Origin of the sequence: Nocardioides zeae, assembly GCF_010686755.1 — a bacterium.
GTDB classification, from domain to species: domain Bacteria; phylum Actinomycetota; class Actinomycetes; order Propionibacteriales; family Nocardioidaceae; genus Nocardioides; species Nocardioides zeae.
Genome location: NZ_JAAGXA010000003.1, coordinates 177,342 through 200,295, shown reverse-complemented (window position 1 = coordinate 200,295; position 22,954 = coordinate 177,342). Strand labels below are relative to the sequence as shown.

Below are 22,954 nucleotides of genomic sequence, written 5' to 3'. Positions count from 1 at the left end.
CTCGTCGCGAGGAGCGTGCGATGACGATCCTGACCGGGGCGCCCACCGCCCACGAGTCCGCCGGGTGCGAGCCCGACTACGTGCAGCTGCTGACGCCCGAGGGCCAGCGCGTCGAGCACGACGACTACCACTTCGACGGCGACGACGACCTCGTGCGCACGTTCTACCGCGACATGGTGCTCGCCCGCCGCGTCGACACCGAGGCCACCGCGCTGCAGCGCCACGGCGAGCTCGGCATCTGGGCCCAGCTGCTCGGCCAGGAGGCCGCGCAGATCGGCGCCGGCCACGGCTCCCGCCCGCAGGACTTCATCTTCCCGACCTACCGCGAGCACGGCGTCGCCCTCGTCCGGGGCCTCGACCCGGGCCGGCTGCTCGGTCTCTTCCGCGGGGTCGACCACGGCGGCTGGGACCCCGCCGAGCACAACTTCGGGCTCTACACCGTGGTCATCGGCGCGCAGACGCTGCACGCGACGGGCTACGCGATGGGGCTCACCGCCGACGGCCTCGTCGGCTCCGGCGACGTCACCCGTGACGCCTGCACGATCGCGCACTTCGGCGACGGCGCCTCCAGCCAGGGCGACGTGCTGGAGTCGTTCGTCTTCGCGGCGACCTACGACGCCCCCGTCGTCTTCTTCTGCCAGAACAACCAGTGGGCCATCTCGGCGCCCATCGAGCGCCAGTCCCGCACGCCGTTGCACTGGCGGGCGCCCGCCTTCGGCTTCCCGGGCGTGCGGGTCGACGGCAACGACGTGCTCGCGACGTACGCCGTGACCCGCGCCGCGACCGACCGCGCCCGCGCGGGGGAGGGGCCGACGTTCATCGAGGCCTACACCTACCGGATGGGGGCGCACACGACGACGGACGACCCGACGCGCTACCGCTCGGGGGCCGACGTCGACGCCTGGCGCCGCAAGGACCCGATCGCCCGCGTCCTGGCCTACCTGCGCTCCCGCGACGCCGTCGACGACGCGTTCGTCGCGGCCCTGGAGGCCGAGGCCGACGACCTGGGTGCCCACCTGCGGCGCCAGTGTCGGGAGATGCCCGACCCGAGCCCGCTCGCGATGTTCGACCACGTGTACGCCGAGGCCTCGCCCGAGGTGGAGGCGCAGCGGGAGGGGTACGCCGCGTACCTCGCCCAGTTCGACCTGACCGGTGCGGAGGGGGAGCGATGAGCAAGGTGACGCTGGCGAAGGCGCTCAACGCCGGTCTGCGGACCGCCATGGAGGCCGACGACAAGGTCGTGCTGATGGGGGAGGACGTCGGCCGGCTCGGCGGCGTCTTCCGCATCACCGACGGCCTGCAGAAGGACTTCGGCGAGCGCCGGGTCATGGACTCGCCCCTCGCGGAGTCGGGCATCGTCGGCACCGCGATCGGCATGGCGATGCGCGGCTACCGGCCCGTGGTGGAGATCCAGTTCGACGGGTTCGTCTACCCGGCCTACGACCAGATCGTCACCCAGCTGGCGAAGATGTCCTACCGCTCGCAGGGCAAGGTGCGGCTCCCGGTCGTCATCCGCATCCCGTTCGGCGGCGGCATCGGCGCGGTCGAGCACCACTCGGAGAGCCCCGAGGCGCAGTTCGCGCACACGCCCGGCCTCAAGGTCGTGGCCTGCTCGAACCCGGTCGACGGCTACTGGATGATCCAGCAGGCGATCGCCTGCGACGACCCGGTGATCTTCCTCGAGCCGAAGCGGCAGTACCACGGCGACAAGGCGGAGCTCGACCTCGACGCCACGCCCGACCCGCTCTTCACGTCGACGGTCGTGCGTCGCGGCGAGGACGTCACCCTCGTGACCTACGGCCCGATGGTGCGCACGGCGCTCGCCGCCGCGGAGGCCGCGGTCGCCGACGGCCGTTCCATCGAGGTCGTCGACCTGCGCAGCCTCTCGCCGCTCGACCTCGGTCCCGTGATCGCGTCCGCGCGCCGCACGGGCCGGGTCGTCGTCGCGCACGAGGCGCACGTCAACCTCGGCCTGGGCGCGGAGGTGGCGGCGCGCGTCACGGAGGAGTGCTTCTACTCGCTCGAGGCGCCCGTGCTGCGCGTCGGCGGGTTCGACACGCCCTACCCGGCGGCCCGCAACGAGCACCACTTCCTGCCCGACCTCGACCGCGTCCTCGACACCGTCGACCGCGCCTTCACCTTCTGAGGAGGGACATGCCCGAGTTCAAGCTGCCCGACGTCGGCGAGGGTCTGACCGAGGCGGAGGTCGTGGCCTGGCACGTCGAGGTCGGCGACGTCGTCGAGGTCAACGACCCGATCGTCGACATCGAGACCGCCAAGTCCGTCGTCGAGCTGCCCTCGCCGTTCGCGGGCGAGGTCACCGCGCTGCTCGTCGACGTCGGCGTGACCGTCGAGGTCGGCACGCCGATCATCCGCATCGGGGAGCCGGCGGCGGCGCCTGCGCCTGCTCCGGAACCCACGCCCGAGCCCGCGCCGGCCGCCGCGGAACCGACGCCGGCACCGGTTGAGGAGGAGCACAAGACCCTCGTGGGGTACGGGCCGCGTGCCACCGGCACCACCCGTCGTCCCCGGCGGGCCACGGCGGAGCCCGCGGTGGCCCCGGCTGCCGGCCCCGCAGCCGTCGGGGTGCTCGCCAAGCCGCCCGTGCGCAAGCTGGCGGCGGACCTCGGCGTCGACCTGGCGACCGTGCCGCCGACCGGTCCCCACGGCAGCGTGTCGCGCGCGGACGTGGAGCAGGCGGCGGCCCCCGCCTCCGCCGCACCGGCGGCCCACGTCGAGGCCCCCGTCGTGGCCCCCTCCGTGGCCCCCTCCGTGGCCCCCGTCGGGACCGCCGGGGCCGAGCGCCGCCAGCCCGTCAAGGGCGTCGGCAAGGCGATGGCGCAGGCGATGGTCGCCTCGGCGTTCACCGCCCCCCACGTGACGATCTGGACGACGGTCGACGCCACCGCCACGACGCGGCTCCTCGACGGGTTGCGCGGGCGCGCGGCGTACGCCGACCTCCGGCTCTCGCCCCTCGTCGTCGCCGCCCGGGCGGTGACGCTCGCGCTGCGGCGCTCGCCGCTGCTCAACGCGCGGTACGACGCGGGCACCGCCGCCGACGGCGGCGACGAGCTCGTGCTGCGCGACGAGGTCAACCTCGGGATCGCGGCGGCCACGCCGCGGGGGCTGGTCGTGCCCAACGTGAAGGGCGCGGAGCGGATGTCCCTCGCCGAGCTCGCCGGCGCCATCGGCGAGCTGACCGCGACGGCGCGGGAGGGCCGCACGGCACCGGCCGACCAGGCGGGCGGCACCTTCACCATCACCAACGTGGGCCCGCTGGGGATGGAGGGCGGCACGCCGATCATCAACCCGGGCGAGTCCGCGATCCTCTGCCTCGGCGCGGTGCAGCGTCGGCCGTGGGTGGTGGGCGAGGGCGCCGACGAGCGTCTCGAGGCGCGCGACGCGGTGACGCTGACGCTCAGCTTCGACCACCGGCACGTCGACGGCGCGACGGGCGCGGCGTTCCTCCACGACGTCGCCCAGGTGCTCGCCGACCCGGTCAACGCCCTGCTGCTCTGACCCCACCCGGGACGTCATGCGCCCCGGCGGGCGGGGCGACCGGCGCGCATGACGTCCGCGGTGGGATCAGCCCGCCTGCTCCTCCGCCGGCCGGATCACGCAGAACTCGTTGCCCGCCGGATCGGCCAGCACGACCCACCCCTTGCCGTCCGGCTGCCGCAGGTCGTCGACCACCGTGGCGCCGAGGGCGAGCACCCGCTCGACCTCGGCGTCGCGGCTCGCGCCGACCCGCGTGGGGTCGACCTCGGGCGGGGCGAGGCAGAGGTGCAGGCGGTTCTTCACGACCTTGTCCTCGGGCACGCGGAGCATGATCAGGTCCTGCCCCGTGGGCAGGGCGATCCCGACCTCCTCGTCGCCCGACGCGCTCCCCGGGTCGACCGGCAGGTCGAGCGCGGCGCTCCAGAACGTCGCGAGGGCGAAGGGGTCGGCGCAGTCGATGCAGATGTTGGCGATGGCGAGGCTCACCCCGACCACACTGCCACCCCCACACCTCCGGAGCACGTGTTGAGCGGTTCCGATCGGTTGGGCACCGCGGTCTTTCGTCGGGGGGCGGCCCCTCCTAGCGTCGAGGACGTCACTGCTGATCAGGCCCGCCCGGCCCCATCTCTCGAGGAGCGAAACATGAACGCGCAGTCCACCCCCAAGCGCAAGATCACCGTCCAGTCGAGCGGGTCGCGTGCCCGCGGCGAGCTCCGCGTCGCCGGCGAGACCCGCGAGGCCAAGGTCGTCTCGCCGGAGCGGAGCTTCTCCTACAGCTCCTACTGAGCCGCCGACGCACCGAGAGCCGGGAGGGCAGAGCCGCCTTCCCGGCTCTTCGCCGTCCTGACGAGGACCGATCCGAGGGGGAGCCGCCGTGCGGGTGGTGATGACGGCCCTGGGGGAGCGCACCCACGTGCTCCCGCTCGTCCCGGTCGCCTGGGCACTGCGCGCCGCCGGGCACGAGGTGACCGTGGCGACGCCCCCGCGGGTGCTCGACGTCGTGACCGGGGCGGGTCTCCGGGGTGCTCCCCTCGGCCGCGACCACCGCGCCTACCGCGCGCTCGAGCGCCTCGATGCCCTCGAACGCGGCGAGGACGCGTCGCCCGGGGGCACGACCTCCGGGTTCGCCCCCGCGGCGGTGCGCCGCCGCACGTGGCCGGAGTGGCAGGCGTTCTACCGCGAGAACGTCGGGCTCTGGTGGCGGCTGATGAACGACCCGCTGGTGCCCGACCTCGTCGCCCTCCTCGACCGCGAGCGCCCCGACCTCGTGCTCTGGGAGGGGTTCACGTGGGCGGGGTCGATCGCCGCGACGGCGGCAGGGGTGCCCCACGCCCGCGTCCTGTCGGGCTCCGACCTGCTCACGCCGGCGCGGCGGCGCTACCGCGAGCTGGCCGCCGCCGCGGGCCCGGCGCCCGACCCCGTCCTCGGCTGGATCGGCGGCCGCCTCGCCGCCCTGGGCTACCGGGGCGGCGCCGACGAGCGCCTCCTCACGGGGCTCGCGACCGTCGACTACCTGCCACCCGCGTTGAACCCGGGGATCGGAAGCGCCACCGCCGCTCCCGCCACGACGACGCTCCCGGTGCGCTACGTCCCGTCGAACGGTCGTGCGGTGCTCCCCGCCTGGCTGCGGTCGCGGCCGCGCCGCCCCCGCGTCTGCGTCACGCTGGGGCAGTCGTCCATCACCAACCACGGGCGGTACGGCGTGGCGCTCCGTGACCTGCTCCTCGGGGTCGCCGAGCTCGACGTCGAGGTCGTCGCCACGGTGCCGGCAGACCTGCACGCGTCGGTGGGGCCGCTCCCCGCTCACGTGCGTCTCGAGTCGTTCGTGCCGCTCGACGCCCTGGCCGCGACGTGCAGCGCCGTGGTCGACCACGGCGGCGCCGCGACGATGTGCACGGTCGCGCGCCACGGCGTACCGCAGCTCGTCGTGCCCGACGACACCTACGACGAGGCCCTGCTGGGCGACCTCCTCGCGCGTTCCGGGGCGGGCCTGACCTGTCCGCCGGAGCGGGCCGGAGCCGCGGCGGTGACGGCCGCCGTCGACCGGTTGCTCCACGACGGCGCACTGCGCGCGGGGGCGGCGCGGCTCGCCGGCGAGATGGCGGGGATGCCGCCGCCAGCCGGCCTCGTCCCTCAGCTCGAGGCGCTCGCGGCCCGACCTGTCGCGGCCTGAGCGGCGGCCACCCCCGCCCCGAGGTCCGCCGCCACCCGGCGGGCGCTGGGCATCGCGAGCAGCTCCCGCCGCAGGGCGGCGGCGCCCGCGCGGAACCGCTCCTCCTCGAGGAGGCGTTGCACGGCGTCGTGCACGGCCGCGGGTGTCGCGTGCTCCGGGGCCAGGGCGAGCCCCGCCCCCGCGCGCTCGATCCGCGCCGCGAGCACCGGCTCGTCGTAGTGCTGCGGCACGACGAGCTGCGGTACGCCGTGGCGCGCGACCGTGCACACCGTGCCGCCCCCGCCGTGGTCGACCACCACCTGGCAGGTGGCGGCCAACGCGTCGAGGGGCACGAACGGCTCGACGCGCACCGCCTCGGGCAGCGGGCCGAGCGCGCGCCGTACCTCCGCCGGCGCGGTCGCTACCACCTCCAGCCCCCCGAGCCGCGCCAGCCCCGCCAGCAGGTCGCGGAAGCGGGCGGGGTCGTCCGCCGAGGAGTGCCCGAGGCTGACGCCGACCCGCGGTCGCCTCGGCGGTCGACGCAGCCAGGCGGGGAGCGTGCCGTCCCCGTTGAAGGGCACGAAGCGCAGCGGGTGGAGCGGCCCCGTCGACCCGGCCCGCTCGCCGTCCGGCCGCCCGAGGGACGGCGGCAGCGGGTCCACGGTCGGAGCGGCGAGCACGTCCCCGGCGTCGAACCCCGTCCCGAGGCGGTCCGCGGTGCGGCCCAGCCAGTCCACCAGCGGGTCCTCGCGCACCGCGGGCGGACGACCGCGCCGGTACGCCGCGTGCAGGCGCCCGGCGAGGTCGACGCCGAAGAGGACCCGGGCGTGGGCGGCTCCCGCCGCGCGGGCGGCCAGCACCCCGGCGAACGTCACCGCCCCCCACAGCACGAGGTCGGGACGCCAGCGCCGCGCGAGCCCCACGAGGTCGTCCACCATGGGGTCGTTGACGAGGCGCCACCACCACGGCACGACCCGCTCCAGCTCCTCGCGCAGCACCGGCCAGTCGGCCGGGCCCGGATGAGGGCCCGACCCGAGGCCCAGCCCCGGCACCCGGTCGCTGCCGCCGACCGCCCCGCGCACCCGCCACAGCTGCGAGTCCCGGCCGACGGCCGCGACCGGCAACCCCGCCGCGTGGCCCGTCGCCGCGAGCCGCGGCTGCACGGCGACGAGCACCTCGTGGCCCTCGGCCCGCAGTGCCCAGGCGAGCGGCACGAGCCCGAGCAGGTGGGTGCGCTCGGCGTGGGTGGTGACGAGGACCCGCATCGAGGTCGCGGGCGCTCAGAGGTCGCGGAGCACGTCGAGGAGGTTCTCGATGACGGTGTCCTGGATCTCGGGGGAGAGGTGGGGATACATGGGCAGCGAGAAGATCTCCTCGGCCGCCGCCTCGGTGACGGGGAGGCTGCCCCGCGGCACGCCGAGGTGCGCGAAGCCCGACATCGTGTGCACGGGCCACGGGTAGCTGACGGTGAGCGCGATCCCGCGCTCGGCCAGGTGCTTGAGCACGAGGTCGCGCTCGGGGTGCCGCACGACGTACAGGTAGTAGGAGTGCTCGTTGCCCGGCGCCACCGCGGGCAGCACGAGGTCGGTGCCGGCCAGTGCCTCGTCGTAGCGACGGGCGACCTCGCGGCGCGCCGCCACGTAGTCGTCGAGGCGACCCAGCTTGCGCCGCAGGATCTCGGCCTGCACCGCGTCGAGCCGGGAGTTGAGCGCCGGCCGCTCGACGACGTAGTAGGTGCGCTCCATGCCGTAGTAGCGCAGCCGCCGCGTGCGCGCCGCCGCCTCGTCGTCGTCGGTGAGGACCGCGCCGCCGTCGCCGTAGGCCCCGAGCACCTTCGTCGGGTAGAAGGAGTACGCCGCGGTGCGCCCGAACGTGCCCGCCAGCCGCCCGTGGTGCCGCGCGGCGTGCGCCTGCGCGCAGTCCTCGACGACGGCGATCCCCGCCTCGGCCGCGAGCGTCGTGAGCGGCTCCATCTCGACGCACTGGCCGTAGAGGTGGACGGGCAGCACCGCCCGCGTGCGTGGCGTGATCGCGTCCCGCACCTGCGCCACGTCCATGAGGTAGGTGTCGTCGTCGCGGACGTCGACGAACACCGGCACGGCGCCGATCGCGTCGATCGCGACGACCGTGGGCGCCGCGGTGTTCGAGACCGTGACGACCTCGTCGCCGGGGCCGACGCCGGCGCTGCGCAGCGCCAGCTCCACCGCGTTGGTGCCGTTGTCGACGCCGACGGCGTGCCGCACGCCGTGGAAGTCGGCGAAGGCCCGCTCGAACCCCTCGACGGCGGGGCCGAGCACGAGCTGGCCGGAGGCGAACACGGTGCGGACGGCGTCGAGGAGGTCGGCCTCCTCCGCGCCGTACTCGGTCAGGTAGTCCCAGACGCGGATGGTCATCGCTCGGCTCCTCGGGTGGTCTCCGGACAGGGGGCGGGGTGCTCGACGAGGCGCTCGAGGGCGTCGACGAGGTCGTGGGGGCTCGGCGTGGCGAGCAGGGCGTCGCGCAGGCGCGCGGTCTCCTCCCGGAGCACGGGGTCGTCGAGGAGCCGCCGTGCGGCCTCCGCCACGGAGGCCTCCGTCAGCTCGTCGAGGCCGAGGCGCAGCGCGGCCCCGGTGTCCGCGAGCAGCCGGGCGAGCACGGGTGCGTCGAACTCCTCGGGCACGACGAGGGCCGGGATCCCGGCGGCGACCGCGGTCATCGCCGTGCCGGGGCCGCCGTGGTGCACGACCAGGTCGCAGGTGCGCAGCACGGCGTCGAGCGGGACGCGGCCCACGAAGCGCACGTGCCCGGGCACCTCGGCCGGGTCGAGACCGGCGTCCTCGGGACCGTCGAGGGTGACGAGCACCTCGGCGGCCACGGCGGCGACGCCCCGCACCACGGTCGCCGCCGGCACGACGAGCCGGCCGAAGCGGTCGAGCGCCGAGGTCCCCAGCGTCACGCAGGCGCGGGGGGCGGTGGGCTCGTCGTGCACCCAGTCGGGCACGACGACGGGACCGGCGTAGGGCACGAACCGCATCGGCAGGTAGGTCAGGTCGGGGTCGTCGAGGCGCCGCAGCGCCGCGGGGAGGAAGGTGATCGTCGCGTCCCCGGTCACCGCCGCCGGGTCCAGCTCGACTCCGAACCGCGCCGCCACGGTGGTGAGCCAGGCGGTCAGCGGCTCGGTGGCGCCGGGCGGCTGCACGTCCCGGAGCCGCCGCAGCACCGAGGCGAGGAAGTCGTAGGTCCACAGGAACCGCACGTGCGGCACCCCGCAGGCGCGGGCCGCCACGGCGCCCGCGACGGTGACCGTCTCCCACACGACGAGGTCGGGCTCCCACTCCCGGCACAGGGCGACGAGGTCGCCCACCAGCGGCTCGTTGGCCGTGCGGAACCACCACTGCACGAGGTCGGCGAAGGCGGGGGCGGCGGTCTCCCAGGCGAGGGGCACCGTCGGGTCGACGAGGTCGAGGTCCCCGTCGGCGTCGCCCTCGTGCTCCGCGTGGTCCCACAACCGGTAGAGGGGCAGCGACCGGCCGACGGCCACCACGGGCAGCCCGCTGTCGGCCATGGTCTCGACGAGCTCCGGCTGGGTCGCGACGAGCACGTCGTGGCCGGCGCAGCGCAGCGCCCAGGCCAGGGGCACCAGGGGCTCCGCCTGCGTGCGCTCGGCGTAGCTGACGAGGAGGACCCGCACCTCAGCCCACCCCCGGCCGGCTCGCGTGGTCCACGTCGGCGTCCACCTCGATGCCCACCGCGCGGAGGTAGCCGTCGATCACCGTGCGGAAGTAGTCGGGCGGGAAGTGCAGCTCGACGTCCGGTGGCAGCAGGCCGAGCATCTTGTCCGTCGACATGCAGTGCCGCGCGCCCTCGTCGAGGCGCACCCACTGCGCGCGCATCCCGAGGCGCCGCTCGACGTGGCGCACGATGCGGTCGATCAGCACGCACTGCCCGGAGGCGACGTTCACGACGTGGTCGGTCACGCCGTTGCGCAGCAGCCCGTCGGTGATGGTGACCATGTCGCCCACGTCGAGCAGGTCGCGGTAGGCGTGGCGGTGCAGGGTCACCGTCCCGGCGCGGACCTGGCGCACGAGCGAGGGCACGAGCCGGTGCGGGGGCGCGTCGCGACCGAGCACGTAGCCGAGCCGCAGGCTGAGGTGACGCACCCCCGAGTCGCGGATCAGGGCCTCCAGCGAGGCCTTGTGGTGACCGTACGGCGTGGGTGGGTCGGGCGGCTCGTCCTCGCTCCCGCGCTCGTCCGTGCGGCCGTAGACCGCCGCGCTGCTCATGAACACGAGCTTGCGGTCGTCGCGCAGGCACTCCTCGACGACCGACTCCACGAGGCTGCGCTCCCGCACGTAGGACTCGACGGGGTTGGTGGGGAAGGAGACCCCGGCGGCGAGGGCGACCACGTCGTCGTGCTGGTGGGCGATCCGCTCGAGGTGGGTGGCGATGAAGCCGGTCCCGATGATCTTCATGCTCGTGCCACCTCCGGCTGCGGACGGGGGGCGCGACGGCGCGCCGCCATCCAGGTCGACTGTCCGATCCCCCAGAGCAGGCTCGTCGTCAGCGACAGCACGATCGCGAGGGGGAGGTTGAGGGCCAGCGCCCCCGCCAGCACGGGCAGCGCCGCCAGCCGCAGGCGGCGACCGGTCGGGGTCACCGCCGCGGGATCGGGACGCGCTGCGAGCGCGCGTCGCTGCCCGACGTGGACGAGGACGACGGCGACGAGCACCGTCGCCAGCACGACGGCACGACCGTCGTCGTGGTGCAGGAACGTGGTGGTCGGTGCCGGGACGGCGGCCCAGGTGGCGGGGTGCAGGTCCGCCGTGCGGTCGGCGCTGCCGAAGAGCCGGAGCACCGCGACGACGGCGGGGATCTGCACGAGGGCGGGGAGGAAGCCCACCCACCACCGCACGCCGTGCTCCTTGAGCAGCGCGTCCTGCTCCTCCTCGGCGCGCACCCAGGCGGCGGCGGCCTTGCCCGGCCGCTTGACGAGCGGCGTCGAGCCGACGCCGTGGCGCTCCCGGATCTCCTGCAGCTGCGGCTCGAGGGCGTCCATGCGCCGCGTGAAGCGCAGCTGCAGCGCCAACGTGGGCAGCAGCGCCGCGCGGACCAGCAGCGTGAGGGCGACGACGGCGAAGCCCCACGACCACCACCGGGTCGCGCCGAGCGCGGCGAAGGCGCCGTCGAGGGCGAGCAGCACGAGCTGCAGCACCGACTCGACCGCGTCCCAGGCCCCGCTCATGACCGGGCGGCCGCCTCGCCGCGCGAGCGCTCGACCTGCGCCACGACGAAGTCGGTGACGTCGTCGAACGTGGTGCCGCGGAAGTCGCCGAGCTCCTCGAGGAGCTCGACGTCGAAGGCGGCCTCCACGGAGAGGAGGAGCTGGATGAAGGTGAAGGAGTCGAGGTCCTCGAACGCGACGGACGTCCCGCCCGCCTCACCCTCGGCGTCCGACTGGATCCAGGTGAGCACCCCGGCCTCGGTCTCGACGTGGTCGCGGACCTCGGTCCACAGTGCGCTGCGCGTGGTGCTCATTGCCGTTCCTCCCGGAAGTAGGTCTGACCGGACACGACCTTGCCCGTGCTCGAGGTGACGAGCTCGGTCACGAGCCGCACCCGGCGGGGGTGGACGCCCACCACGTCGATGGCCCGCCGCAGGTCGTCGCCGATGTCGACGAGGCCGGCGGTCGGCTCGACGACGTAGAGCTCGAAGTGCTCGCCCACGTCGGGGTCGACCACCCCGATGCAGGCGACCTCGCGGCGCAGCTGCGCCCCGAAGCGCGCCGCGACCTCGTCGAGGTGGTGGCGCACGCCGTTGACCTTGACGAACCGACCGGCGCGGGCGACGAGACGGAGCCGGTCGGGCCCATGCCGCTCGACGACGTCGTCGAGCCGGTGCACGACGCGGTCCTCCGCGCTGCCGGGCGCCCGGGCCAGCCAGGGGCTGCGCACCACCAGCCGCTCCTCGGGACCGGCGGTCTCCTCGCGCGGACCCGCGAACGACACCCCCGGCAGGAGGGTCCACAGGTCGTCGCCCCGGCGCCGCGTGGCGACGGCCCCCGACTCCGTGGAGCCCAGCAGCTCGACGACGGTCAGGTCCGCGCCGGGGGCGGCGAGCGCCGCCTCGTCCTCGAGCGCACCGGCCGCGGCCGGCAGCGTGGCCGAGCTGTGCAGCACGGTCACCGCGGCGGCGGCCTCCAGCCACGCGAGGCGGTGCCGCAGGATCGCGAAGGTGCTCGGGATGCCGACCACCAGCACCCGGCCGCGCAGCGGTGGCAGCGCGCCCATCGACCGGGGCCGCACCCAGGCGGGTACGCCGAGGGCCGCGGGCAGCAGCACGGAGCAGTGCGCGCCGTACCGGTGGCGCGGCGGCGCGAAGGCGACCACCGCGTCGATCCCGCCCCCGGCGGCGAGGACGTCACCGAGGGCCAGCACCTCGGCCAGCATCTGCTCGGGCCGCATCTCCCAGGGGCGCGGTGGGCCCGTGGAGCCCGACGTGTGGAACGCGCAGCGCGGCGGCATCCGCTCCTCCACGAGCCGCTCGAGGTCGGCGAGCCGCGTGCCGCTCCAGTCGACGTGCCATGGTCGGGAGTTGAGGAGGTCGGCGTCGTGGGGCCACGCCAGCACCTCCTCGGGGGTCAGCGTCACGTCCTTCACGGGCTCACCTCCTGCGACCCGGTGCGGGGGGTCAGCCGCTCGAGGAACGGCGCCCCCTCCGCGCTCCAGGAGTCGCGCTCCATCGAGTACCAGTGGGCGTCCCAGTGCCGGCCCTGGAACCAGAAGTGGTCGGGGATGACGGCCTCCCGGCGCTCGTCGGCGAAGGCCACGCCGAAGTCGGAGCTGCTGTGCTCGGTCGTCACCGACCACACCTTGCGCACCCCGAGGGCGGCGAAGGCGTAGTTGACGACGAGCAGGGTGGCCTCGGCCCCGGCCCCCAGCGGGGTGCGCTCCGCGTCGGTGTAGATGCCGACCTCGACGTGTCGACCCGTGCGGAGGTTCTGCAGCATCGCGAAGCCGACCGGGTCCTCGTCCCGGCCGACGTGCACGGTGAAGAGGGCGCTCACGTCGGCGGTGATGCCGCGCGCGAAGACGTCCGGGTCGCCGAGCGCCGTGGTGCCGAACGCGGTGAGGAAGCGGTAGACCGTGCGTCCCACGTCGTGCCCGCCCTGCCGCAGCGAGACCCGGCGGGTGCGCAGGTGCGGGGTGAGGGCGGTGCTCATGCGGGCACCTCCGGCGCCCTACCCACGAGGATCCGGCGGGGGAAGGGGCCCGAGGGTGCCCGCTCGACGGCCAGGCCCGCGGTGCGGAAGGCCTCGGCGTACTCCTCCTCGGTGAACAGGCCGAGCGCGTGGTGCTCCACGACGTGCTCGATCCCCGACGCCGCCGACCCGATGAGGTACTGCAGCTCGACCTCCGCGACCCGCCCGTGCCGCGTCGACGACCCCATCCGCACCGCGGAGAAGCCCGGCCGCTCCACGACGACCGTCCCGACCAGGTCGGTGCTCCACTCCGTCGGCGCGTTGCACGTCTCGACGACGAGCAGCCCACCGGGACGCACGTGGCGGGCCATGGTGGCGATCGCCCGGCCCAGGTCATCGAGCGTCAGCATGTAGCCGACGGAGCCGAAGAGGCAGGTCACGATGTCGAACGTGCGGCCGAGGTCGAACGTGCGCATGTCGCCGACCACCAGCTCGGCCCGGGGGCAGCGCCCCGTCGCCACGGCCAGCAGACCGGGGTCGAGGTCGACGCCGGTGCAGCTCAGCTCGTCCGCCAGGAGCGCCAGGTGCTTGCCCGTGCCGCAGGCGACGTCGAGCAGCGTCCGCGCCCCCGGGAGACGGTCGCGGAGGAGCCCGAGGAGGTGCGCGAACTCGGCCTCGTAGTCCTTCCCCGCGCCCTCGTAGACGAGGTCGTAGAGGTCAGCCGACTCGGAGAACACGGCCCGGTCACCGTCCCCTCGTGGCATAGGGTCGGCCACCGACGGTCCCCACCCACGAGGCGCAGGAGCAACCGTGACCCTCTTCCCGGCGCTGGCGACGGCGCGTGTCGAGCTCGAGCCCACGTCCTTCCGATCGGCCCTCGACCTGCAGGAGGAGCTCGGGCTCGCACCGGCCGACGCGGCCGGGATGCCCGACCTCGACCTGGTCACGGAGCTGGCCTGCCCGGCGGAGCCGGGCCGCATCGCGCTCCAGTACGACGTGCGCCCCGGTGGTGCGGACGGCGGCGACCCGGTCGGGGTCGCGACCCTCTGGGACCTCGACCCGCACGCCGGCCACGTGCGGGCCGGCCTGCAGCTCGCTCCGGGCGTGGCCGACGCGGTGGCGCACGAGACGCGGCTGCTGCTGCTCAACGTCGCCTTCGCGACGTGGCGCGTGGCCAAGGTCTACGTGCACGAGGTCCACGGCGCGTGGGCGTGGGACGCGCCGGGGGCGCGTCTCGAGGGGACGCTGCGCGACTACCTGCACGATGGCTCCCGAACGCTCGACATGGACGTGGTCGCGGTCTACCGGTCGGACTGGGACCGCGAGGGCCGTGAGGTCCTGGGGGCGCTCCTCGGCGACTGAGCGCCGGCACGGCCGGCGACCCGCGGCAGTTCGCCACGCTAGGTGAGGACCGCCGCGAGCGGTCGTCCCCGACCCCCGGATTGACCGGCTCCGCTCAGGGGCGACCCGGCCCGCGCACCCGGCGGACCGGTTCCGCTCGCGTGGCCTCCCGAGCCTTCCGAGGCGCGTCGGCGCCTGCCTAGCGTCCAGGGCACGACGAGGTCGCAGGGAGCCTGCGACCGTGGCCGGGAGGACGACGTGATGACCGACGAGCGCATCGGGCCGGACACCGCCGCGGGGCCCTCCGCCCCGCCGCCGGCAGCCGCAGGAGCCACGCCCCGCCGTACGGCGCGGGTGAGCTTCGTCGGCGGCACCAGCCACAGCCGGGCCTCGGTCGACGTGCGTGGCACGGAGCGCGAGGTCGTCGACCGCACCGGCCCCGACGGGGAGACCCCGCCGCCGGCCGGATGCCCCTGCTCGTCGGGCTTCTGAGCCCGCCCCCAAGCCCTGTTCTCGGAAAGGAGCGCCGCCATGACCGTGACCGACACCCCCGCGGAGCAGGAGGCCGGCTTCGCCGAGCGGCTCACGCAGTCGCTGCTGCCGGTCTTCGAGGGCGAGGAGCCGCTGCTGCTCACCGACTCGCGGGCCCTGCTCCGGATGCTCCACGAGCGCGGGGTGGGCGCCCTCCACTTCGAGCACCTCTCCGGGCTCTCGCCCGACGAGCGCCGCAACGTCGTCGCCATCCCGACGACACCGCTCGACGTGTCCAACCACGACGTCTGGCGGGAGTACTTCGCCGACTCGCGGGTGCTCATCGTGGCGGGGGTGGCGTTCGACCCCGCCCCGGAGGCCGTGCTCTACACGCTCGAGAAGATGGCGCGCTCGTCGTTCGTCGACGCCGCCGAGCGCAACAACGTGCTCCTCGAGGCAGTGGCGGGCTCGTCCACGATGGTCGTCTCGAGCGCCGACGCCGAGCTGCGGTGCGAGCTCGACGAGATCACCATGCTCCGGCCCAAGATCGAGCCCGAGCTCGCCCCGGGCGAGTGGGAGAGCGTGGGCGCCTACTTCGAGGTCGGGCTCGTGTCGGTGCCCGACGAGTTCATGGCCGGCATCAAGCCGGGCTTCGACGTCAACGGCGAGTTCGTCGCCGACGGCGTCTCCGTGGCGGTGCACCGCCACGTCGGCGACGACGTGCGCGCCATGCAGGGCGCGGCCTGGGAGCTGCTGCGCTCGCTGGCCCGCGCCGGCGAGTTCCCGCTGCGGCTGACGGTCGAGCACTCGGTGCTCCGCAGGGTGCTGACGACCTCGGGCCGCGACATCGCCCCGGAGCTGCTGGAGCACACCAACGCCGGGCTGGGCGGCATGCTCACCGAGCTGGCCTTCAGCTCCAACGCGGCGATGAAGCCCGACGAGGTCGACTGGTCGGTGAACTCGCAGCTCAACGAGGGCGCCATCGGGGTCCACATCGCTGTCGGCGAGGGGCTCACGGGGGCGCACGTCGACTTCATCGCCATCGACGCCACCACCGACTTCCAGGCCTGAGCGGTCATGACCTCCGTCGACGAGCTGGCCCCGCGGCGGACCACGCCACCGGGCGTGGCCGCGGTGCAGTCGTGGCTGGCCGACGTCGCGGCGCGGCACACCATGACGGTGCGCCAGGTCGACCTCGACGACATCGCGCCGTGGCGCGCCGACCCGGACACGGGCGACCTCGTCCACCCCAGCGGCGGATTCTTCCGGGTCACCGGCCTGCACGTGGGGCCGGTCGCCGACGCCGACGCCCACCCGGGCACGCCACGGCCGGAGGGGTGGAGCCAGCCGATCATCGACCAGCCCGAGGTCGGGATCCTCGGCTTCGTCGCCGCTCGCGCCGAGGGACGCCTCCACGTGCTCGTGCAGGCGAAGGCGGAGCCCGGCAACCGCAACGGCGTGCAGCTCAGCCCGACGGTGCAGGCGACGTGGAGCAACTACACGGGCAAGCACGGCGGCGCGTCGGTGCCCTACCTCTCGTGGTTCACCGACGCCGGTCGGGGCCGGGTGCTCGTCGACGTGCTGCAGTCGGAGCAGGCGGCGTGGTTCTTCCAGAAGCGGAACCGCAACATGCTCGTGCTCCTCGAGGACCGGGAGGTGCTCGAGGTGCTCCCCGGCTTCCGCTGGGTGCCTCTCGAGGACCTCTACGGCTGCCTGCTCGAGGCCGACCTCGTCAACATGGACGCACGCACTGTCCTCTCCTGCCTGCCCCTGCACCTGATCGGTGGGTGGGAGGAGCCGGTCCCCGGCCTCGACGACCGGCTCGCCCGCACCGTGCGGGCATCGCTGGCGCCCACGACCGAGGCGCTGCACCCCTACGCCGACCTGCTGAGCTGGCTCACCGGCCTGCGGAGCCGCCCGCTGCGTCGCGCCGCGCTCGTGCCGCTGCGCGAGGTCGGCGACGGCTGGCACCACGTCGACGGCGAGCTGCGCCACGTCGACGGCGACCGCTTCGCCATCCGGGGCGTGCAGGTCGAGGCCCACGGCCGTGAGGTGCGCACCTGGCGCCAGCCGCTGCTCGCGCCCCGCTCCGAGGGCCTGGCGGTCTGCCTGGCGGCCGCGGTCGACGACGTGCTCCACCTGCTCGTGCGGGCCAGCCCGTCGCCCGGTTACCGCGACGGCGTCGAGCTGGGCCCGACCCTGCAGGACGCGACCGACGCCGCCGTGCCACCGCCGCTCCGGACGCTGGCCGTCGACGCGCCGCCCGCCACGGTGCTCTTCGAGTCCGTGCTCTCGGAGGAGGGCGGCCGGTTCTGGGACGCCCGCACCCGCTACCGGCTCGTGGCGGTCGACGACGCCGCGGTCGGCACCGAGCCGCCCGGCTTCCGCTGGATGAGCCTGCACCAGCTCGGCAGCCTGCTGCAGCACAGCCACTACGTGAACGTCGAGCTGCGCACCCTCGTGGCCGCGGCCCACGGCCTGGCGGCGACCCCGGGGGACGCCGCATGAGGGTCCTCCTGGTCTCGCAGGCGGAGTGGAGCCACGCCGCCGGTCTCGTCCCAGTGGGGTGGGGCCTGCGCGCGGCCGGCCACGACGTGCTGTTCGCGACCCAGCCCGACCTCGTCGACGCGCTGGCGACGAGCGGGCTGCCGACGGTGGGCGTCGGCCGGGACCACCGGCTGGGGGCCCTCCTCGAGCGCGTCCCGCCCCGGCGTCGCGTGAGCGGCGGGATGGACACCGCCTGCCTGCGCCCCGGCGTGGACGGGGAGGTCGTGACGCGCAGCTACACCTACCTCGTGCGCTGGTGGTGGGCGCTCGTGAGCGACCCCATGTGCGCCGGCCTCGTCGCGCTGGCCCGCCGCTGGCGGCCCGACCTGGTGGTCTGGGAGACGACCACCTTCGCCGGGGCCGTCGCCGCCGAGGCGGTCGGCGCGCGCCACGTGCGCTTCGCGTGGAGCCTCGACCTCGTCGCGCGCTTCCGCCGGCAGTTCCTGCGGCTGCGTGCCGACGGTGCCCCGGGCCCCCGGCCCGACCCGCTCGAGGAGTGGATCGGGCGGTCGGCCGCGCCGTACGGCGTGGAGTTCAGCGAGCGCCTGGTGCACGGCGAGGCGACGATCACCCAGCTGCCCGCCGCCCTCCGGGCGGAGGACCCGGCGGACGTGGCCTACCTGCCGGTGCGCCACGTGCCCTACAACGGGTCCCGGCCGGTCCCGTCCTGGGTCCTCACGGAGCCGCCGGAGCCGACCGGTCGGCCGCGGGTGAGCGTCTGCCTCGGGTCGTCGTCGGTGGCGCGCTTCGGCCGCTACGTGTGCTCGGCCGCGGAGGTCGTCCACGGTCTCGCCGCGCTCGACGTCGAGGTCGTGGCCGCGCTCGCGCCGTCCGAGCACGCGTCGCTGGGGTCGCTGCCCGGCAACGTGCGGCTCGAGGAGCACGTGCCGCTGGACGCCCTGCTGCCCACCTGCGCGGCGGCCGTCAACCACGGCGGACCCGGCACCGTGGCGACCGCGGCGGTGCACGGCGTGCCGCAGCTCGTGCTGCCCGCCGAGTTCGACGCCCCCCTGCTGGCCGCGGGGCTGGTGGCGCAGGGCGCCGCCCGCTCGGTGCCCGCCGAGGAGGCCGACGCCGCCACGGTGCGCGACCACGTGACCGCGCTGCTCGACGGCCCGTCGCACCGGAGGGCCGCCCGCGCCCTGCGCGACGAGGTCCGCGCGATGCCCGACCCCTACGAGCTCGGCACCACCCTCACCGACCTGGTGCGGGGCACGCCCGCCGCGCCCCTCGCCACGGCAGGAGCCGCCCGATGACGACGACCGCCCCGACGCCCTCGACCACCTCCGACGCGTCCTCCTTCCCCACGTCACCCTCACCCACCCCGCCGCTCACCTCGCTGCGCGCGCTCGTCGCCGGCGGCGACGTCGCGACCCCCGTGCCCCCGCTCACCGCGGAGGAGCGGGCCGCGATGGACCAGAGCGTCGCCGTCATGGAGGGCGCGCTCGCCGCCGACGTGCAGGTGTACGGCGTGACGAACGGCTTCGGCGCCCTCGTCGACCACCCGGGGGCCGGGGACGGGACGCGCACCGGGATGGGCCTCATCCACCACCTCGGCACCGCCCAGGGGCGCCACCTCGACCCGCGGGTCTGCCGCCTCGCCGTGCTCCTGCGGCTGCACGGCATGCGGCAGGGCTTCTCCGCCGTGACGCCGGAGCAGTGGCAGTCGCTCGCCCGGCTCCACGACCGCGGCTTCGTGCCCGCCGTCCCGGGCGCCGGGACCGTGAGCGCGAGCGGCGACCTCCAGCCCCTGGCCGCCGCGGCGCTGGCCATGGCCGGCCGGGGCGAGGCCTGGGTCCGGGACGCCGCGGGTGCGTGGGAGGTGGTCGACTCCGCCCGCGCCCTGGCGGACATCCGCTGTGCCCCCGTCACGTGGCCGGCCCGCCTCGCGCTCGCCTTCGTCAACGGCACGAGCGTCAGCCTCGCCGCCGCCCTCGTCAACCTCCACGAGCTCCAGGCCCACGTGCGCGCGGCCGCCCTGCTCACGGCGCGCCTCGTCGAGGTCGTGGGGATCGGCAGCGAGTCGCTCGACCCGGCCATCGCCGCGGTCCGGCGCCAACCGGGCCAGGCGGAGGTCGCCGCGTGGATCCGCGACGCGCTCGACCCCGACCGGCCCGCGCGGGTGGAGGGGCGTCCGCTCCAGGAGGTCTACAGCATCCGCGCCGCGTCCCAGGTGCTCGGCGCCGTGCTCGACCAGGCCCGGTCCTGCGAGGAGATCCTGCTCGGCGAGGCGAGCGGGGTGACCGACAACCCCGTCTGCGTGGACGGCCGGGTGCTCCACGGCGCGAACTTCCACTCGCTGCCGGTGGGCCTCGCCTCCGACCAGACCGGTCTGGGCCTGCAGCAGGTGGCGTTCCTGCTCGAGCGCCAGCTCGGCGTGCTCTGCGCGAGCGAGCTGAACGGCGGGCTGCCCCCGATGCTGACGTCCTCGCCGGGGCTGAGCAGCGGCCTCGCCGGCGTGCAGATCAGCGCGACCTCGTTCGTGTCCTCGATCCGGCAGCGGGTGCAGCCGACGACGCTCACCTCGCTGCCCACGAACGGGGCCAACCAGGACCACGTGCCCATGTCGCTGAACGGGGCCATCGCCGTCGGCGAGGCGCTCGCGACGGCGCGCTGGGTGATCGGCTCGCTCGCCGTCGGCCTCGCCCAGCACGCCGCGCTCGGAGGGCGGCCGGCCACCGGCCTGTGGGCGCGCGTCGCGGCGGCCTGCCCGCCGCTCGTCGAGGACCGGCCGCTCGCCGCCGAGGTGCGGGAGTGCGCGCGGCTGGTGCTCGACGCCGTGGAGGAGCACGACGAACCCGGGGGAGACGACCCCCTCGCCGAGGAGCTCGGGAGACGACAGTGAACGTTGCCACGCCAGCCATCGAGGTCCGGCAGCTGCGCAAGACCTACCGCGGGACCACGGCCCTCGACGGTGTCGACCTGACGGTCGGGACCGGGGAGATCTTCGGGATCCTGGGTCCCAACGGAGCCGGGAAGACCACCACGGTCGAGATCATCGAGGGCCTCACGAGCCCCGACTCCGGCTCCGTCCACGTGTTGGGGATCGACCCCTTCGCGGACCGGGACGCACTGCGGCAGGTGCTCGGCGCCCAGCTGCAGGAGAGCCGTCTGCCCGCCAAGCTGCGGGTGCGCGAGGCGGTCAAGCTCTACGCCTCCTTCTACCCGGATCCGGTGCCCGTCGACGAGATGCTCGAGCGGGTGGGGCTGACCGACAAGCGGTCGACCCCCTTCGAGGGCCTCAGCGGCGGGCAGCAGCAGCGGCTCTCCATCGCGCTGGCCCTCGTCGGCCGACCCAAGGTCGCCATCCTCGACGAGGTCACGACCGGTCTCGACCCGACCGCCCGCCGGGCGATGTGGCAGACGATCCTCGACCTGCGCGACAGCGGCCTGACCGTCGTGCTCATCACCCACTTCATGGAGGAGGCCGAGCGCCTCTGCGACCGGGTCGCGCTCATGCGCGGCGGCCGCATCGTCGCCACGGACACCACCGGCGGGATCATCGAGAGCACCGTCGGGGGCCAGCGGGTCACGTTCGACGTGGCCGGTCGGGTGCCCGTCGCCGACCTCGAGCGGCTCCCGGGGGTCACGGGGGTGGAGGTCGACGGGTCCACCGTGCACGTGCTGGGCCGGGGCGACCTGGTCACGGCGATCACGGGCGCCCTGCACGGCTGGGGCGTCGGCTACGAACGGGTGCGAGTCCACCAGGGGACGCTCGACGACGCGTTCCTCCAGCTGACGGGCACCGCCGCGGGTCGCACGGAGGAGGACCGATGAGCACCGCCACCGCAGTCCGCCAGGTCGTCGCCACGGAGGCCAAGCTGGTCTGGCGCGACCCCGCCGGCGTCTTCCTGCCGCTGGCCCTGCCCGGACTCATCATCGTGATGAGCGGCCTCACCGCCGAGGAGGGCGGGGTCGACGGCACCGGGATCCCGGCCGCCAGCGCGATCGGCATCCCCAACGGGTTCGCCACGATCGTCGCGATCCTCGCGCTGGTCAACATGCCGTCGTTCCTCGCCTCCTACCGCAGCGAGGGCGTGCTCCGCCGTCTGGCCGTCACCCCGGCGCGACCATCCTGGGTGCTCCTCGGCCAGGTGAGCGTGAACGCCGTGCTCGGCATCGTCGGCACCATCCTGTCGCTGGTGGTGGTGGCGACGGCCTTCGAGCTCGTCCCGCCGCGCCTGCTGTTCTGGACCGTCCTCGCGGCGCTCCTCACCACGGCCGCGATGTACGGCATCGGCCTCGTCCTCGCCGCCCTCGTGCCCTCCTCGAGCAGCGCGACGGCGGTCGGCCTCGTCGTCTTCCTCGGCATGCTCACGCTCGGCGGCGGCACGGTGCCCCCCGACGTGCTGCCCGGCGTGCTCACCGAGATCGGGCGCGTCCTGCCCTTCGGTGCGGGCACGCAGGCCATGCAGTCCGCCTGGCTCGGTGACGTCCCCGAGGCCCGCGACCTGCTGACGCTGGCCGCCACCGCCGTGGTGCCGACGCTCGTCGCCACCCGTGTCTTCCGTTGGAAGTGACCCGATCGAGAGGGAGCAATCGATGAGCGAACCGGCACGGTGCCGCGTCTGCGGCGAGGGCCTCGCGCCCTTCCTGGACCTCGGCGAGCAGCCATTGTCCAACGACTTCGCCACCGCGGAGGAGTCGAGCGACTTCAGGTTCCACCTGGAGATCGCAGCCTGCACCGGCTGCACGATGGTGCAGATGGTGCACGAGGTGCCCCGCGAGCTGATGTTCCGCGAGGACTACCCCTACCTCTCGTCGGGCTCGACCCACATGGCCGAGCACTTCGAGGCCGCGGCCCGCGACGCCCTCGAGCGCGAGCTGCGCATCGACGACCCCTTCGTGGTCGAGCTCGGCTGCAACGACGGGGTCTACCTCAAGCACGTCGCGGCGGCCGGGGTCCGCCACCTCGGCGTCGAGCCGTCCGCGGCGGTGGCCCGGCGCGCCGCGAGCCTGGGGGTCGACGTGCGGGTCGACTTCTTCGACGAGGAGCTTGCGCGGGAGGTGCGGGCCAAGGAGGGGCCGGCGAAGGTCGTCTTCGCGGCGAACACCCTCTGCCACATCCCCTACATCGGCTCCGTGCTGGCGGGGGTGGAGGCGCTGCTCCACGACGACGGCGTCTTCTGCTTCGAGGACCCCTACCTCGGCGACATCCTCGCGACCACGGCCTTCGACCAGTTCTACGACGAGCACTTCTACTACTTCAGCGTCCACTCGGTGCAGGCGATGGCCCGCCGCCACGGCCTCGAGCTCGTGGACGTCGCGCCCCAGGCCGTCCACGGCGGCGAGCTGCGCTACACGTTGGCGCGCGCCGGCGCCCGGACCCCCGCCCCGGCCGTGGAGGCCGCGCTCGAGCAGGAGCGTGCCGCGGGCGTGACCGACCCGGCCCGGCTGCGGGAGTTCGGCGAGCGGGTGCGCACCAACGCCGACGAGCTGGTGGCGGTGCTGGAGGAGGCGCGGGCCGCCGGGCGCAGCGTCGCGGCGTACGGGGCGACGGCGAAGAGCGCGACCGTCCTCAACTACTGCGGCATCGGGCCCGACCTCGTCCCCGTCGTCTACGACTCGAGCCCGACGAAGCAGGGACGGGTCACTCCCGGGTCGGGCATCCCGGTGGTGCCGAGCGAGGGGTTCCGCGCCTCCTACCCCGACATCGCGCTGCTGTTCGCCTGGAACCACGCGACCGAGATCCGCGCCAAGGAGCAGGGCTTCGCCGACGCCGGGGGCTCGTGGCTGACCTACGTGCCCCGGGTCCAGGTCGACTGAGC

Annotated in this window: 24 protein-coding genes; 14 read left to right on the top strand and 10 right to left on the bottom strand. The window is 75.0% G+C overall.

The window, feature by feature from the left end; translation table 11 throughout:
* Positions 1-20: 20 nt before the first annotated feature.
* The 3 genes from pdhA to G3T38_RS05945 are packed head-to-tail and all read left to right on the top strand — an operon-like array spanning position 21 to position 3,519.
* A complete protein-coding gene (pdhA, locus tag G3T38_RS05955) occupies positions 21-1,172 on the top strand; it encodes a pyruvate dehydrogenase (acetyl-transferring) E1 component subunit alpha (protein ID WP_163771181.1) in 1,152 nt (383 codons plus the stop codon).
* Positions 1,169-2,146 (top strand): alpha-ketoacid dehydrogenase subunit beta, encoded by a 978-nt coding sequence (locus G3T38_RS05950; RefSeq protein WP_163771180.1) that lies wholly within the window; start codon positions 1,169-1,171, stop codon positions 2,144-2,146. Before pdhA ends, G3T38_RS05950 begins: the two co-directional genes overlap by 4 nt.
* 8 nt (positions 2,147-2,154) lie before the next feature.
* Positions 2,155-3,519 carry a dihydrolipoamide acetyltransferase family protein gene (locus G3T38_RS05945; RefSeq protein ID WP_163771179.1) on the top strand — a complete coding sequence of 455 codons (1,365 nt, stop codon included), beginning with the start codon at positions 2,155-2,157 and terminating at the stop codon, positions 3,517-3,519.
* A gap of 66 nt (positions 3,520-3,585) precedes the next feature.
* Here the strand turns inward: G3T38_RS05945 and G3T38_RS21445 are convergent, their stop codons facing one another.
* Complete coding sequence (locus G3T38_RS21445; protein ID WP_163771178.1) at positions 3,586-3,984, bottom strand: VOC family protein; 399 nt, start codon at positions 3,982-3,984, stop codon at positions 3,586-3,588.
* A 156-nt stretch (positions 3,985-4,140) separates the two neighbouring features.
* Between G3T38_RS21445 and G3T38_RS05935 the strand changes: the two genes are divergently transcribed.
* Together G3T38_RS05935 and G3T38_RS05930 are read left to right on the top strand one after the other, a co-directional pair.
* On the top strand, positions 4,141-4,284 hold the full coding sequence (locus G3T38_RS05935; RefSeq protein WP_163771177.1) for a hypothetical protein: 144 nt from the start codon (positions 4,141-4,143) through the stop codon (positions 4,282-4,284).
* Positions 4,285-4,372: 88 nt separating this feature from the next.
* Complete coding sequence (locus tag G3T38_RS05930) at positions 4,373-5,671, top strand: nucleotide disphospho-sugar-binding domain-containing protein (RefSeq protein ID WP_163771176.1); 1,299 nt, start codon at positions 4,373-4,375, stop codon at positions 5,669-5,671.
* Here the strand turns inward: G3T38_RS05930 and G3T38_RS05925 are convergent.
* From G3T38_RS05925 to G3T38_RS05885, 9 genes are read right to left on the bottom strand one after another with little or no spacing between them, the layout of a single operon-like run.
* Positions 5,632-6,915, bottom strand: a complete 1,284-nt coding sequence (locus tag G3T38_RS05925) for a nucleotide disphospho-sugar-binding domain-containing protein (protein ID WP_163771175.1) — start codon at positions 6,913-6,915, stop codon at positions 5,632-5,634. The two genes, G3T38_RS05930 and G3T38_RS05925, sit on opposite strands and share 40 nt — an antisense overlap.
* A gap of 15 nt (positions 6,916-6,930) precedes the next feature.
* Positions 6,931-8,043: a DegT/DnrJ/EryC1/StrS family aminotransferase gene (locus G3T38_RS05920; RefSeq protein ID WP_163771174.1), complete on the bottom strand. Its 1,113-nt coding sequence runs from the start codon at positions 8,041-8,043 to the stop codon at positions 6,931-6,933.
* The gene (locus G3T38_RS22130; RefSeq protein WP_163771173.1) at positions 8,040-9,320 is read right to left on the bottom strand and encodes a nucleotide disphospho-sugar-binding domain-containing protein; all 1,281 of its coding nucleotides are present in this window, start codon (positions 9,318-9,320) and stop codon (positions 8,040-8,042) included. Before G3T38_RS22130 ends, G3T38_RS05920 begins: the two co-directional genes overlap by 4 nt.
* A 1-nt stretch (position 9,321) precedes the next feature.
* Entirely contained in the window at positions 9,322-10,101 is a 780-nt protein-coding gene (locus tag G3T38_RS05910) for an NAD-dependent epimerase/dehydratase family protein (RefSeq protein WP_163771172.1), read from the bottom strand.
* Positions 10,098-10,871, bottom strand: a complete 774-nt coding sequence (gene yidC, locus G3T38_RS05905; protein WP_163771171.1) for a membrane protein insertase YidC — start codon at positions 10,869-10,871, stop codon at positions 10,098-10,100. The genes G3T38_RS05910 and yidC overlap by 4 nt, the downstream gene beginning before the upstream one ends.
* Positions 10,868-11,164: a hypothetical protein gene (locus tag G3T38_RS05900; protein ID WP_163771170.1), complete on the bottom strand. Its 297-nt coding sequence runs from the start codon at positions 11,162-11,164 to the stop codon at positions 10,868-10,870. Before G3T38_RS05900 ends, yidC begins: the two co-directional genes overlap by 4 nt.
* Positions 11,161-12,285 (bottom strand): class I adenylate-forming enzyme family protein, encoded by a 1,125-nt coding sequence (locus tag G3T38_RS05895; protein ID WP_163771169.1) that lies wholly within the window; start codon positions 12,283-12,285, stop codon positions 11,161-11,163. Before G3T38_RS05895 ends, G3T38_RS05900 begins: the two co-directional genes overlap by 4 nt.
* Positions 12,282-12,848: a GNAT family N-acetyltransferase gene (locus tag G3T38_RS05890; protein ID WP_163771168.1), complete on the bottom strand. Its 567-nt coding sequence runs from the start codon at positions 12,846-12,848 to the stop codon at positions 12,282-12,284. Before G3T38_RS05890 ends, G3T38_RS05895 begins: the two co-directional genes overlap by 4 nt.
* Positions 12,845-13,564, bottom strand: coding sequence for a methyltransferase domain-containing protein (locus G3T38_RS05885; protein ID WP_163771167.1), 720 nt, complete (start codon positions 13,562-13,564; stop codon positions 12,845-12,847). The genes G3T38_RS05890 and G3T38_RS05885 overlap by 4 nt, the downstream gene beginning before the upstream one ends.
* A 73-nt stretch (positions 13,565-13,637) precedes the next feature.
* On the opposite strand from G3T38_RS05885, the gene G3T38_RS05880 reads away from it, so the two are divergent.
* The 9 genes from G3T38_RS05880 to G3T38_RS05840 all read left to right on the top strand — a co-directional run bounded on the left by G3T38_RS05880 (position 13,638) and on the right by G3T38_RS05840 (position 22,952).
* Positions 13,638-14,189: a hypothetical protein gene (locus tag G3T38_RS05880; RefSeq protein ID WP_163771166.1), complete on the top strand. Its 552-nt coding sequence runs from the start codon at positions 13,638-13,640 to the stop codon at positions 14,187-14,189.
* A 240-nt stretch (positions 14,190-14,429) separates the two neighbouring features.
* Entirely contained in the window at positions 14,430-14,660 is a 231-nt protein-coding gene (locus tag G3T38_RS05875; RefSeq protein WP_163771165.1) for a hypothetical protein, read from the top strand.
* A gap of 39 nt (positions 14,661-14,699) precedes the next feature.
* Positions 14,700-15,710 (top strand): CgnE/CgnB domain-containing protein, encoded by a 1,011-nt coding sequence (locus tag G3T38_RS05870; RefSeq protein WP_163771164.1) that lies wholly within the window; start codon positions 14,700-14,702, stop codon positions 15,708-15,710.
* A gap of 6 nt (positions 15,711-15,716) precedes the next feature.
* On the top strand, positions 15,717-17,147 hold the full coding sequence (locus tag G3T38_RS05865) for an NDP-hexose 2,3-dehydratase family protein (RefSeq protein WP_163771163.1): 1,431 nt from the start codon (positions 15,717-15,719) through the stop codon (positions 17,145-17,147).
* The gene (locus tag G3T38_RS05860; RefSeq protein ID WP_163771162.1) at positions 17,144-18,442 is read left to right on the top strand and encodes a nucleotide disphospho-sugar-binding domain-containing protein; all 1,299 of its coding nucleotides are present in this window, start codon (positions 17,144-17,146) and stop codon (positions 18,440-18,442) included. The genes G3T38_RS05865 and G3T38_RS05860 overlap by 4 nt, the downstream gene beginning before the upstream one ends.
* Positions 18,439-20,031: an aromatic amino acid ammonia-lyase gene (locus tag G3T38_RS05855; protein WP_163771161.1), complete on the top strand. Its 1,593-nt coding sequence runs from the start codon at positions 18,439-18,441 to the stop codon at positions 20,029-20,031. The genes G3T38_RS05860 and G3T38_RS05855 overlap by 4 nt, the downstream gene beginning before the upstream one ends.
* Positions 20,028-20,963 carry an ATP-binding cassette domain-containing protein gene (locus G3T38_RS05850; RefSeq protein WP_163771160.1) on the top strand — a complete coding sequence of 312 codons (936 nt, stop codon included), beginning with the start codon at positions 20,028-20,030 and terminating at the stop codon, positions 20,961-20,963. The genes G3T38_RS05855 and G3T38_RS05850 overlap by 4 nt, the downstream gene beginning before the upstream one ends.
* Positions 20,960-21,706: an ABC transporter permease gene (locus G3T38_RS05845; protein ID WP_163771159.1), complete on the top strand. Its 747-nt coding sequence runs from the start codon at positions 20,960-20,962 to the stop codon at positions 21,704-21,706. Before G3T38_RS05850 ends, G3T38_RS05845 begins: the two co-directional genes overlap by 4 nt.
* A 22-nt stretch (positions 21,707-21,728) precedes the next feature.
* Positions 21,729-22,952 carry a class I SAM-dependent methyltransferase gene (locus G3T38_RS05840; RefSeq protein WP_163771158.1) on the top strand — a complete coding sequence of 408 codons (1,224 nt, stop codon included), beginning with the start codon at positions 21,729-21,731 and terminating at the stop codon, positions 22,950-22,952.
* Positions 22,953-22,954 lie beyond the last annotated feature (2 nt).

What these genes read in the sequence shown, in the direction of transcription:
- pdhA (WP_163771181.1), top strand. Translation starts at nt 21, where the DNA reads ATGACGATCCTGACCGGGGCGCCCACCGCCCACGAGTCCGCCGGGTGC.
- G3T38_RS05950 (WP_163771180.1), top strand. Translation starts at nt 1,169, where the DNA reads ATGAGCAAGGTGACGCTGGCGAAGGCGCTCAACGCCGGTCTGCGGACC.
- G3T38_RS05945 (WP_163771179.1), top strand. Translation starts at nt 2,155, where the DNA reads ATGCCCGAGTTCAAGCTGCCCGACGTCGGCGAGGGTCTGACCGAGGCG.
- G3T38_RS05935 (WP_163771177.1), top strand. Translation starts at nt 4,141, where the DNA reads ATGAACGCGCAGTCCACCCCCAAGCGCAAGATCACCGTCCAGTCGAGC.
- G3T38_RS05925 (WP_163771175.1), bottom strand. Translation starts at nt 6,915, where the DNA reads ATGCGGGTCCTCGTCACCACCCACGCCGAGCGCACCCACCTGCTCGGG.
- G3T38_RS05920 (WP_163771174.1), bottom strand. Translation starts at nt 8,043, where the DNA reads ATGACCATCCGCGTCTGGGACTACCTGACCGAGTACGGCGCGGAGGAG.
- G3T38_RS05910 (WP_163771172.1), bottom strand. Translation starts at nt 10,101, where the DNA reads ATGAAGATCATCGGGACCGGCTTCATCGCCACCCACCTCGAGCGGATC.
- yidC (WP_163771171.1), bottom strand. Translation starts at nt 10,871, where the DNA reads ATGAGCGGGGCCTGGGACGCGGTCGAGTCGGTGCTGCAGCTCGTGCTG.
- G3T38_RS05900 (WP_163771170.1), bottom strand. Translation starts at nt 11,164, where the DNA reads ATGAGCACCACGCGCAGCGCACTGTGGACCGAGGTCCGCGACCACGTC.
- G3T38_RS05890 (WP_163771168.1), bottom strand. Translation starts at nt 12,848, where the DNA reads ATGAGCACCGCCCTCACCCCGCACCTGCGCACCCGCCGGGTCTCGCTG.
- G3T38_RS05875 (WP_163771165.1), top strand. Translation starts at nt 14,430, where the DNA reads ATGACCGACGAGCGCATCGGGCCGGACACCGCCGCGGGGCCCTCCGCC.
- G3T38_RS05870 (WP_163771164.1), top strand. Translation starts at nt 14,700, where the DNA reads ATGACCGTGACCGACACCCCCGCGGAGCAGGAGGCCGGCTTCGCCGAG.
- G3T38_RS05865 (WP_163771163.1), top strand. Translation starts at nt 15,717, where the DNA reads ATGACCTCCGTCGACGAGCTGGCCCCGCGGCGGACCACGCCACCGGGC.
- G3T38_RS05860 (WP_163771162.1), top strand. Translation starts at nt 17,144, where the DNA reads ATGAGGGTCCTCCTGGTCTCGCAGGCGGAGTGGAGCCACGCCGCCGGT.
- G3T38_RS05855 (WP_163771161.1), top strand. Translation starts at nt 18,439, where the DNA reads ATGACGACGACCGCCCCGACGCCCTCGACCACCTCCGACGCGTCCTCC.
- G3T38_RS05845 (WP_163771159.1), top strand. Translation starts at nt 20,960, where the DNA reads ATGAGCACCGCCACCGCAGTCCGCCAGGTCGTCGCCACGGAGGCCAAG.
- G3T38_RS05840 (WP_163771158.1), top strand. Translation starts at nt 21,729, where the DNA reads ATGAGCGAACCGGCACGGTGCCGCGTCTGCGGCGAGGGCCTCGCGCCC.